Genomic DNA, 11,678 nt, shown 5'->3' with positions numbered 1-11,678 from the left:
CTATATAAAACATATACATTTAGGAGGATTACAGCAATGTCCGAAAAAACATACGAACTCGCAACCTTCGCAGGCGGTTGCTTTTGGTGCATGGTAAAACCATTTGATGAACTTCCTGGTATTCATAAAGTACTTTCTGGCTATGCAGGAGGTCATGTAGAAAACCCAACATATGAACAAGTAAAAGCTGGAACATCTGGACATTTAGAAGTTGTTCAAATTACATTCGATCCTTCTATTTTTCCTTATCAGAAATTACTAGACTTATATTGGCCACAAATCGATCCAACTGATGATGGCGGACAATTTTTTGACCGTGGTCCATCTTATCGTACCGCTATTTTTTATCATAACGAAACACAAAAAGGGCTTGCTGAAAAATCAAAACAAGCTCTTGCAGAAAGCGGTATGTTTAAAGATCCAATCGTGACTGAAATTCGTCCTGCTGCACCTTTTTACGAAGCAGAGGAATACCACCAACATTTCTATAAAAAGAATCCAGAGAAATATGCTACTGAGCAAAAAGAATCTGGGCGTGAAGACTTTATAAAAGAAAATTGGCAAAAAAAATAATAAAAACGCATCGTGCTTTTTAGTACGTTGCGTTTTTATTTTTGATAAAAGTACCATACAATTAACAGAACAATTGCTGTTAGTGACCAAAGTACTATCTCGTTTTTCACTCTATTCTTTTTCTTAGTCATTTCATTCCCTCCTAATAACTATTAAACATATTCAATTTTTTCTTTGTTTAATTGTCCATCTTATATACGTGAATACATCCTTACAAATTCTAATAGCAAGACCACCAATAATTCCGATTGCAATGGAAATTACTAGCATCTGTCCAAAACTAAAAGAATTTGTGTACATTATGTAGAGAACGATACATATAAGTAAAACATCCGGTAAAGAAAGTAAAAACCTTTTAAGCATTCCTTTATCTCCTCTATACTTTTTAATTTATATCTTCTACTGTAATTTTGAAATAAAATTTGTTCAAAAACTCCATTTACACCCTCATTTTATGAAAAATAATAAGAATCCCTTTTCAAAAGAGATTCTTATTCAGCAGATTTAAGTTTAATTATTTTCTACATATCCTATTCCATAATTACTCCTAAAATAGAATAATATTACTAATGATTTATTGTAAATTGACTATTTGCCAGGTAACCGAATGTCGCGCCAGCTACCTACATCGCATTGGCCAAATTCATTATTACCTACCGCGATCACCGTACCGTCTGATTTTAGTCCGACTGTATGTGCACAACCAGCCGCTATCGCTACAATATCTCTCCAATCACTTACGTTACATTGACCATACTCATTCCAACCCACTGCGACCACGGTACCGTTTGATTTAAGTCCGATTGTATGATTCGTACCAGCCGCTATTGCTACAATATCTCGCCAGCCACTTACATCACACTGGTTATGTTTATCATTCCCCACTGCTGTCATCGTACCGTCTCGTTTAAGACCAACAGTATGAAGATACCCAGCCTTGACCGCTACAATACCTCGCCAGCTACTTACATTGCATTGACCATATCGATTATTCCCCACAGTCGTCAATGTGCCGTCCAATTTAAGACCGACTGTATGCCAGTCACCCGCTGTGACTGCCACAATACCTTGCCAACTGCTTACATTGCATTCTCCTTCTTTATTTCGGCCCACCGCTACTACCGTGCCATCCGATTTCAGGCCAATAGTACGACGCCACCCTGCCGCAACCGCTACAATATTATGCCAATCGTTTACATCACATTGTTCATGCTTATTCCAACCCAGTGCTACCGCAGTACTGTCACATGTAAGACCGATTGTATGAGCATTACCCGTGTTCGTTGCCATATGAACATTGCCCACTGCGACTGCTTCAATATCTCGCCAGCCACTTACATTACATTCCCCTTCTTTATTCCGGCCCACCGCTACTACCGTGCCATCCGATTTCAGGCCAACTGTATGACAACGCCCCGCCGCTATCATATCTTTGGGCCATCGCTTCACTTTTTCTTTCGATAAAAGGTAATCCATGTTTTACCTCCTTGCATATAAGCAACTGTATCATAATAGATATTTTTATCAAATTTCATTATAAATCTACATTTACAAAGAAAGCTTATTTTACTTCTTCAAAAAATAAAAACCTCCAGTTTAAATACTAGAGGTTTTCTCGTTATTTCTTCAATCGCTCAATAAAATCATGTAATTTATCAAGTGACTTCATATTCTGATTGCAAGCTACACCATCTTTGCAAATGTAGTTTCCCTTTTTAACGAAAGTTCCTGGTACATCGCCTTTAATTTCAACTAAAAACATTCCTACTTCTTCATGTCCATGACATAACGAACAAATGCTTTTTTTATTTAAACTTTGGAACGTTCCTTGCAGACCAACAAATTTATTTTTATCATTTTTCGCTATAATAAATTTCCTGCTTGACCCCTTATCAATCCAGCTTAAATAAGATATTTCTTTCATATCCATTTCTTCCATATCAGGAAGTTTTAACTTTTTCGCTTTAGGAAATAATTTTTTTAATGTTTGTGCTGTAACTTCTTGAAACGGAATTACATACGGATTTATTTTCATTAAAAATGATTCTGCATCTTCTCTATTTTGAACTGTTAATACCGTATCAATTAACTCTTTCTGTTCATCCGTTAAATTCTCAAATACATGTATTATCTTTTCAATCGCAAGCGATTTTAACGCTTGAATTACACCTCTATCATTTGCCGTTGCATGCCCGTTTGCTAAAATATAAGCTTGTGATTTTATAAAATTATATTGATCACTTCTAATAAACGCTTCCATCTTTATCACTCCATACAAATTGTTGATCTAGTTTTATTGTATACAATGATTACATTTTTTGATATGTAAAAGATAACTTAGAAACAAACATTACATATATCACTTATTCTCTACCGCTGCATTTCCTGACAAAAGAAGCCATCATCTGTTTTCCATTCCGCATATAATACGTCTTCAAATTTAGTAATTCCTTTTTGCTTTATTTGTTTATAAAGCCATCCTTCATCAAATCCCGCTTCCCTCAAATTATCCTTAACTACTTTTCCATCACTAATTAATGAAATTGGTAAGTATACAGGCTTATGTTTTAAACTTAAATCATTTATAGTAGGAGATTCGTATTTACTTTTTTTCAGAACGCTTATGTTTCCGTTCGGTTCCAATATCATATATTCAACTTCTCGGATTGAAAATATATCTTTTTGTTGCCTAAGCATTTGTTGTAATTGGTTTATATCCAAATGATTTACGCTTAATTGTTCACGATCAATCTTTCCGTTACGAATAATAATTGAAGGATACCCTTCAAAAAACCTTCTTGTTCCTCTTACTTTTTGTGTTATCACTTCTATAGTATAAATTAAAATTACCCAAACAAATACTGAATATAAAATAGACCATACTTTAATTTTAGGATCATATATTGAATTTCCAACGAGCTCACCTAGGACGATTGCAGAAATAAAATCAAATGGCGTTAGCTGAGATATTTGTGTTTTCCCTAATATTTTTGTAGCAATTAATAGAACAAAAAAACCAACTAAAAGCTCTATCGTTATTTGTCCAATATGATTCATATATGTTCACCTTTCTACTTTTCAAGTGCTCTGTATACCATTTAATAAAAAAACGGCACATTTTTTCTATTATCATGCCCGTTCACACCTCATATATCCAATACACATAAAACAAAAAGAGTCTGATTCAAAGTAATATATGAATCAGACTCTTTTCCTCTTATTTAGAATACACAATCTTTTTAATCGTTTCCCCAGAAAGAAAATATTCTTCTGCAAGTTGATGAATAGCAATCCCACTTTTAAACGCTTCTTTAATTGCTTTATTTCTTTCATCTAGTTGTTTTCTTCCGCCAGATCGTGTACCCCATTTATAATGTTTCGTTTCTTGTTTCGGAATGTAAATTGTTTCACCTTGTATATACTTTTGAATTTCAGTAATTAAACTCTCTGGTAAAACAGCATTAGCTTTTACGTATTTCATTTCTGCTCGCCCCTTATTTTTTATGGTTCATTTCAATAAGGTGCAAAGCCAAATATAAAAAATGATACGAGCTCATATAGGCGATTGTATATTACTTGTCTACCTCACGCAAAGTATCGCCATTTCCATACTTGGCTTTGCATGAGACGTTGCAGTGTCTGGCAATTGAATTATAATCGCCATATAAACACCTCCTAATATACCTTTTGCATTTTATTATATGATAAATTCCTTCTCCTTGCATCCACACCCTTCTTAAAGCACGAAATTACTTAGTTTGATATAATACTTTTTAACTGAATTAAAAATCATTGTGAGGTTACATTATGAAGAAAAAAATTATCATTACAATCGTTACACTATTCTTTATTATCACGGCATTATTCGGAACATACAAATTTATGAACGCAAGAAGCTTTCAATTATTTGGAGATTTAACACAACGCGTAGAAACAAATGAAAAAGTGATTGCTTTAACTTTTGATGATGGCCCTACTAACAATGTAAAACAAATATTACCGCTACTAGATAAATACAACGCTAAAGCTACTTTCTTTTTAATTGGAAATGAATTAGAGCAAAATTTATCGTTAGGAGAAGCTATCGCGCAATCTGGGCACCAACTCGGAAACCATACATATTCTCATAATAGAATGGTTTTCAAAACACCTTCTTTTATTAAAGATGAAATAGAAAAAACGAATTCATTAATCCGCCAAACAGGATTTACAGACGAAATTGATTTTAGGCCCCCTAACGGTAAGAAGTTAATAGGGCTGCCATATTATTTAAATAAAAACAATATCGAAACAATCACATGGGATCTTGAGCCCGATACTTTTTATAAATCTGCGGCTGATAAAATTAAATACGTTAATAAAAATGTAAAACCAGGTTCTATCATTTTACTGCACTCTATGTATGATGAGTCAAATGAAAATTTACAAACGATTGAAGTTATTTTAGATTCTTTATCTAAGAAGGGCTATCAGTTCGTAACAGTAAATGAATTGCAAAAAAGAGCAAAATAAAAAGGTAGCGTATCTTTGTATGATACGCTACCTTTCTTTTTATATAATGCCAAGTACATTTAAGAATACGATAATAATCGCAATTGGTGCGATATAACGAAGTAAGAATAACCATAATACGAATAGTTTATAACCTTTATTTTTACTTACACCTAGCTCTTTCATTAATACATCTTTCTTCATTTTTAAAGGAACAAAGATAGAAACTAATAATACACCAAGTGGCATTAATACGTTACTTACTGCATAGTCCGCTAAATCAAAGACTGTCTTCCCGAAAATCTTCAGATCACTTAATATACCGAATGATAATGCTGATGGTACCCCAACAACGAAGATTAATAACCCTACGATTAAGGCCATTTTTTCACGTTTCCCTTTACCTTTTGATGTTAACGATGCAACACTAATTTCTAACATCGAAATTGCTGATGTAATCGTAGCGAAGAAGAATAGTAATAAGAAAACGATGAAGAATAATTTTCCGAATGCCATTTTACTGAAAATAGCTGGCAATACGATAAATAATAGTCCTGGTCCTTGAGATGGTTCCATCCCAAATGCGAACACAACTGGGAAAATTGCAAGTCCTGCAAGTAATGTAATAACAAGAGTTAAGGCTACGATAGAAAATGCTGAACGTGGTAAGCTTTCTTCTTTCGGTAAGTATGAGCTATACGTTACCATAACGGCTACCCCAACAGATAATGAGAAGAACGATTGCCCCATTGCGTATAAAATAACTTCTGATGTTACATGTGAGAAATCAGGTTGTAAGAAGAAACGAACGCCTTCTCCAGCACCATCTAACGTAAGTGCACGAACGATTAATACAAAGAATAAAACGAATAGTGCTGGCATGAAATATTTATTTACTTTTTCAACACCATTTTGTACACCTTTACTTACGATGAAAATAGTAATAAGGATGAATAATAGCTGTGATCCAACTGCTAAATATGGATTGGAAATGATTTCACCAAACGTAGCTTCGTATGCTCCATTTCCTTCCCATAGTCTACCTGTAATTGCATTCCATAAATATAATAAAATCCAGCCTCCTACAACACTGTAGAAAGAAAGTAATATGAAACATGTTACAATTCCTAATTTACCTAACCAAGGCCATAACGTTTTAGGAGCAATCTCTCTATATGCATCGACAGCCTCTTTTTGTGTACTTCTTCCAATAACAAATTCAGCTAATAATAGCGGTAAACCAATTAATAATGTGAAACCGATGAAAATTAGGAAGAACGCTCCGCCTCCTCCAATGCCGGCCATATATGGGAATTTCCAAATCGCCCCAAGACCAATTGCCGAACCTGCTGCAGCTAATACGAAACCTAATTTCGATGTCCATTGCTGTGAATTCATTTGTTAATCTCCTCTCTATCTCTTTTTCTTTGTTACAATTCGGTATTTATATTGTTCTATCAATACTCTTTTCTAATACGTTCACTTCCTCCCTAATAATAAAAAAACGCCCCTACGTAAATACGTAGGGACGACAAAATTATCGCGGTACCACCCTAGTTGTGAAGAACACTAAGAAACCACCTAAATAAAAACGCCCCTACGCAAAAACGTAGGGACGATAAAATATCGCGGTACCACCCTAGTTATGAAGCCACACCAAAGTTAGGACCTAAATAAAAAACGTCCCTACGTAAATACGTAGGGACGATAAATATCGCGGTACCACCCTAGTTGTGAAAAAATCTTCACCACTTTATTTGATAACGGTATAAACTACCGTCTTTCATTTCCTCAAAATATGAGATTTATGAAAGATGCTCCAGGACGAACTTCATGAATAATCTATATACTGATTCACACCAACCATCAGCTCTCTGAAATAGGGAGATATTCACTACTATACCCTTTCATTGCCCAAATATTATTTTCCGAATTGATTACTATCATTTTTATCACACATTAAAAATAGTGTCAACTTATATTTCGAATTTTTATGTATTACAATCTATTTAAAAATTCGAAATATAAGTTTTAGTTTAGAAAACAAGTAGCTTAGTACATAACGAATTCTAACAGGCAATAGAAAAAGAATTACGTATTATTGATACTTATTCAATAATACAAATCATCTAGAAACATAACCTGTCTCTCTGTATTCATTTTTTAAGAGTTTGATGGATACCAAGAAAATTTCGCATCACTATCCAGTGGTCTATTTTTCGTTTCTTCTTTAATTACACGAAACCATTCATTTAGAATTTGATTTTTGGGCAATTGAGCAGCAAGGCTATCTTCCCAAATTATATGTGAGAACCAGGCTTTCGTTTCCCATTCAAACTGCAATTGTGCGAACGAAATTATAGGGTGATCAGCTCCACGAAATTGCTCATTTACTGCATTTGAAACTTCTGGAGCTTGCGGTAACAACTCGTTCTGAATTCTATTTCTTATCGTCTCATTTTCTAGCTGATCCCAGAAATACAATTGCCCATTTATTTGATAAAAAATATCAAATGAAGCCTCACCTTTCTTCAAATTCAATAACACGAAGGCACGTTCCACATCATTGTCAGCCGCTTTTACAGCATTAACAATTATATTTTGTGCCATTGATACCCAGTAACTAGTCGCTTCCTCTACCGGTGATTCAACATACAATTCTTCACTTAATTCATGAAGAGTAGCTTCTTGCTCATTTACTTTTTCAACTTTTTTAAAAAACCTATTAAAAAACCCCATAACTTCCCCCTTATTACTATTTTCTATTTCACAAAATAAAAAATAGATTTTTCTTGCTCATCCACATTTACTCCTGGTGCGTATGTATGAACTTGTTGCAACACTTCTTCTATTAGCAACTCTAACTCCTGCACACTTTTTTCTGGATTCCCTATTAATGTGTCCGCCATACGTTCATATAATTTTTCAGGTTTAATAGTCATTCGTTCCACATTATTAGGCATCCATTTAAACGCTGGATGATGTACGTACATTTTATTCAAACCAAATAAAACACCGAATATGTTCCTTTGTACTTCGCAAATAACGTCATAAAGCATAAGCCAATCTTTCCGTTTTAAAAGCGCCTTTCGATTGTGCCAACGATTACTTAACCATAGATTTTCTGAAATCATCCGTTTTGCTAGTTCATCTGAATATGCCGCTACTTTTTCTTTTAATTCATTCACTTTCCCTTCTCCATACAAACTAACACCATCATGAATGGATGATACAATACATTGTTTTTCATAACTTATATCATATTGATCCACCACATCCGAAATCACTTTCTCTACTGTCTCTGTTAAAAAGTTACTAATCTCTAATTTAATTCCCTCTTTCGTTAAATACGTTTCCGACCATTCTTCTTCCTCATACGGATGATACGATAATATTGTCCCATCAATATGATGAATAGGGGCCCTACGATCCTCATCTTCTGGCGGTGTTGACCATAAAATATGTAATTCTATATCTGAATGTTCATCTTCAAGCTTTCTAGCTACTGAACCCGCTAAAATAATAGCTTCTACTTTCGGATTTTTCCTATAAATCTCTGACATCTCTATCGCTTTCTCTTTTAATCCCATTTCATTTCCCCCTAAAATTGCAGTAATCCCCTATATTTCATTTATCTATTTCGATATTACAGCTTGCATTACCTTTTCAAATTCCTACTTAATCATATTTGTATCCAATAGCGCTGAATAACTTCACCAGTACGAGAAGAAACTACTTCATTTTCTAACACACCTCCAACCTTTTGAATCGTTTTAGCAGAACCGATATTGGATTTATCGCAAGTTATTAATACTTTCTGCAATCCTAATTTTTGCGCTTCAGCTAATGCAAGTTGTAGTTGTTTCGTAGCGTAACCGTGGCGACGTTTATTCGGATGGACACTATATCCAATATGACCGCTTTCCCGTAATAATTCTGGATTTAATCTATGTCTAATATTCACAAAACCTATAAGTTCCCCTTTTTCAAAACTTAAAAACTGACTAGACGGCACTCGATTAGCTAGTAAATTTTCTCCTAGTTCTTGTTTACTCACTTTTTCAAACCATTCATCAAGAGAATCAAAGTTTTGTAAAGAACTACTTCCATGTGGTTGTTCCCCTGAGTGTAAAAACGCTTGTCTATACGCCGTAATATGCTCACTATATTCATGGATTGGTTTTAATAGTTTCATTGTTCTTCTCCCCCTCTTCATTCCATAAAACAAACACCTTAATAGCAGCTACTCACTATTAAGGTGTTTCTATCCTTTTTATTCAAATAACCCCATGCTTAAATAACGTTCACCTGTATCAGGCGCAATACATAAAACTTTTTTACCAACGCCTAGGCGTTTCGCTATCATGATTGCAGCGTAAACAGATGCTCCAGAAGATGGCCCAACTAATAATCCTTCTTGTCTAGCTAAGTTTCTCATTGTCGTTAAAGCCTCTTCATCTGCAATTTGAATAATTTCGTTATACACTTCTGTATTTAAGTTTTTCGGAATAAATCCTGGGCTTGTTCCTACTAGTTTATGAGGACCTGGTACACCACCGGATAAAACGGGAGATCCTTTCGGTTCCACTACTGCAATATATAAGTTTGGCAATTTCTCTTTTAACGTTTCACCAGTCCCTGTAATCGTTCCGCCTGTTCCTGCCGTTGCAACAAAAGCATCAAGCTCTCCATCCATTTGTTCGTAAATTTCAAGTGCAGTCGTATAACGGTGAATATTCGGATTAGCTGGATTTTCAAATTGTTGCGGGATAAAACTATTCGGTATTTGTTTTTGCAGTTCTAACGCCTTCGCAATTGCTCCTGGCATTCTTTGTTCTGCTGGTGTTAAAACTACTTCTGCTCCGTATGCTTTCAATAAATTAATACGCTCTTTTGACATATTATCTGGCATAATTAAAATCGCTTTATACCCTTTAGCTGCTGCATTCATCGCTAAACCAATCCCTGTATTCCCGCTTGTCGGTTCAATAATTGTATCTCCTGGTTTGATGAGACCATTTTCTTCTGCAACGTGAAGTAAATTATAAGCAGCACGGTCTTTCACACTGCGCGATGGATTAAACATTTCTAGTTTCACATACACATCTGCTGCGTCTTCCGGAATAAATTTAGATAATCGGACGACAGGTGTATCTCCTATTAATTCCGTAACGTTTTCACACAATTTCATAGCGCATCCCCTATTCTATCGTTTTCTTATCACTTGGCAGTAACCATGAAGTGAGTCCAATTAATGGTAGACAACTACATAATAGCATAATAAATTGCAGGCTATATATATCTGCTAATTTCCCAAGAACTACAGCACCTAATGCTCCAAGTCCAAATGCAAGACCTACGATTAATCCTGACACCATTCCCACTTTTCCAGGCACAAGCTCTTGTGCATATACAACAATTACACTAAAACTACTTGAACTAATAAAACCGATACATAAAAATAACGGTACGACCCACACAAGTGAGACATGTGGTAATAACAGTGCAAGTGGCGCTGAACCTAACATTGAAAATACGATGATATTTTTCTTACCAAATCGATCTGCTAACGGTCCTCCGAAGAAAGTGCCTAACACACCAGCAATCATAAATGCGAATACGAAATACTGGGCATTTTTTATAGATAAACCGTAATGCTCTATTAAGTAAAATTGATAGAAATTCCCGATACCAGCACCGTACCAAGAGCGTACAAAAGTAAGAAAAACAAGAAGTATAATAACGAATTTAATGTGTGTACTTACAATTGCATTTTCCGCCTCAAGTGCAGCCCTCTTCTTCCTTCTTACAGCACCGGTTGCTAATTCATTTTTGTACCAATTCGATACGAAAATTAATAATGCAATTCCTACTGCTGCAAATGCTGTAAAACCTAATGAACCAATTTGACCGAGTGGAACGAAAATTAGCGCTGTAAAAATAGGAGCTAAAGAATTCCCCGTGTTTCCCCCAACTTGATAAATCGCTTGCGCTAACCCTCGTTTTGCACCTGCCGCCATATACGCAACACGAGCGCCTTCTGGATGAAAGACTGCGGAACCTAAACCAATAAATAAAACAGAAATAATAACAATAATAAAGTTTGGTGCAAACGCGAGTCCAATCATTCCAAGCATACTTGAAAACATGCCGAGTGGTAATAAAAATGGTGACGGCTTCTTATCTGAATACATACCAAACACCGGTTGCATAATCGATGACGTCATATTTAACGCAAACGCAATCCACCCTACTTGCATATAGGATAAATTCATCGTTTTTTCCAAAATAGGAAACAACGCCGGCACAACTGCTTGCATCGAATCATTTAAAAAATGTCCAAAGCTAATCGCAAATAATATTCGATATATTGTCGGTGTTTCTACTGTGTTTTTTTGCGAAACTGCCTGCATATGTGAATCGCTCCTTTCTGTACAAAAAATATATTTATTACAGTAGGTGTAATAAATTCTGACTTTTGAAACATTTCTATTCTATACTGCTTTCATTTCTTTTTCCAGAAATATAACTTAACTCCCGTCATTGGCTTGCATCCTTGTAACTTTCAGCGGTAAAACAGTACAAAAAAAAAAGACAACCCAATCACATACTGG

Annotated in this window: 13 protein-coding genes and 1 other annotated feature; of the genes, 2 read left to right on the top strand and 11 right to left on the bottom strand. The window is 35.0% G+C overall.

The features are described 5' to 3' along the window. Window positions 1-36: 36 nt before the first annotated feature. A complete protein-coding gene (msrA, locus tag ACX9TM_RS09620) occupies window positions 37-573 on the top strand; it encodes a peptide-methionine (S)-S-oxide reductase MsrA (protein ID WP_001291883.1) in 537 nt (178 codons plus the stop codon). Between the two features lie 162 nt (window positions 574-735). Here msrA and ACX9TM_RS09615 read toward each other — a convergent pair whose 3' ends face one another. From ACX9TM_RS09615 to ACX9TM_RS09595, 5 genes are all read right to left on the bottom strand, one after another. Next, window positions 736-936, bottom strand: a complete 201-nt coding sequence (locus ACX9TM_RS09615; RefSeq protein WP_000919314.1) for a hypothetical protein — start codon at window positions 934-936, stop codon at window positions 736-738. Between the two features lie 225 nt (window positions 937-1,161). Continuing rightward, the gene (locus ACX9TM_RS09610; protein ID WP_063219839.1) at window positions 1,162-2,049 is read right to left on the bottom strand and encodes an RCC1 domain-containing protein; all 888 of its coding nucleotides are present in this window, start codon (window positions 2,047-2,049) and stop codon (window positions 1,162-1,164) included. A 142-nt stretch (window positions 2,050-2,191) separates the two neighbouring features. Next, entirely contained in the window at window positions 2,192-2,833 is a 642-nt protein-coding gene (locus tag ACX9TM_RS09605; protein ID WP_000387072.1) for a FusB/FusC family EF-G-binding protein, read from the bottom strand. A gap of 110 nt (window positions 2,834-2,943) precedes the next feature. Further along, a complete protein-coding gene (locus ACX9TM_RS09600; RefSeq protein ID WP_001015543.1) occupies window positions 2,944-3,630 on the bottom strand; it encodes a DUF421 domain-containing protein in 687 nt (228 codons plus the stop codon). Window positions 3,631-3,790: 160 nt separating this feature from the next. Further along, on the bottom strand, window positions 3,791-4,054 hold the full coding sequence (locus ACX9TM_RS09595) for a CD3324 family protein (RefSeq protein WP_000878325.1): 264 nt from the start codon (window positions 4,052-4,054) through the stop codon (window positions 3,791-3,793). A gap of 326 nt (window positions 4,055-4,380) precedes the next feature. Here ACX9TM_RS09595 and ACX9TM_RS09590 point away from each other — a divergent pair, with 326 nt between their 5' ends. Further along, window positions 4,381-5,085, top strand: coding sequence for a polysaccharide deacetylase family protein (locus ACX9TM_RS09590; RefSeq protein WP_065211694.1), 705 nt, complete (start codon window positions 4,381-4,383; stop codon window positions 5,083-5,085). A gap of 39 nt (window positions 5,086-5,124) precedes the next feature. Here the strand turns inward: ACX9TM_RS09590 and ACX9TM_RS09585 are convergent, their stop codons facing one another. The 6 genes from ACX9TM_RS09585 to ACX9TM_RS09560 all read right to left on the bottom strand — a co-directional run bounded on the left by ACX9TM_RS09585 (window position 5,125) and on the right by ACX9TM_RS09560 (window position 11,477). Continuing rightward, window positions 5,125-6,462 (bottom strand): sodium-dependent transporter, encoded by a 1,338-nt coding sequence (locus ACX9TM_RS09585; protein ID WP_001088187.1) that lies wholly within the window; start codon window positions 6,460-6,462, stop codon window positions 5,125-5,127. A gap of 299 nt (window positions 6,463-6,761) precedes the next feature. Further along, window positions 6,762-6,984, bottom strand: a binding site (T-box leader). Between the two features lie 243 nt (window positions 6,985-7,227). Then, the gene (locus ACX9TM_RS09580; RefSeq protein WP_000505543.1) at window positions 7,228-7,803 is read right to left on the bottom strand and encodes a hypothetical protein; all 576 of its coding nucleotides are present in this window, start codon (window positions 7,801-7,803) and stop codon (window positions 7,228-7,230) included. Window positions 7,804-7,826: 23 nt separating this feature from the next. Next, window positions 7,827-8,654: a DUF4037 domain-containing protein gene (locus ACX9TM_RS09575; RefSeq protein WP_000523174.1), complete on the bottom strand. Its 828-nt coding sequence runs from the start codon at window positions 8,652-8,654 to the stop codon at window positions 7,827-7,829. A gap of 92 nt (window positions 8,655-8,746) precedes the next feature. After that, on the bottom strand, window positions 8,747-9,259 hold the full coding sequence (locus ACX9TM_RS09570) for a GNAT family N-acetyltransferase (protein ID WP_000771271.1): 513 nt from the start codon (window positions 9,257-9,259) through the stop codon (window positions 8,747-8,749). Window positions 9,260-9,337: 78 nt separating this feature from the next. Continuing rightward, window positions 9,338-10,255 (bottom strand): cysteine synthase A, encoded by a 918-nt coding sequence (cysK, locus tag ACX9TM_RS09565; protein WP_000762273.1) that lies wholly within the window; start codon window positions 10,253-10,255, stop codon window positions 9,338-9,340. A 10-nt stretch (window positions 10,256-10,265) separates the two neighbouring features. Further along, window positions 10,266-11,477: an MFS transporter gene (locus ACX9TM_RS09560; protein WP_001149412.1), complete on the bottom strand. Its 1,212-nt coding sequence runs from the start codon at window positions 11,475-11,477 to the stop codon at window positions 10,266-10,268. Window positions 11,478-11,678: the final 201 nt, after the last annotated feature.

The organism is Bacillus sp. LH1 (assembly GCF_057924895.1).
The sequence above is the reverse complement of the archived record's forward strand: the minus strand, read 5'-3'. Positions and strand labels throughout refer to the sequence as shown.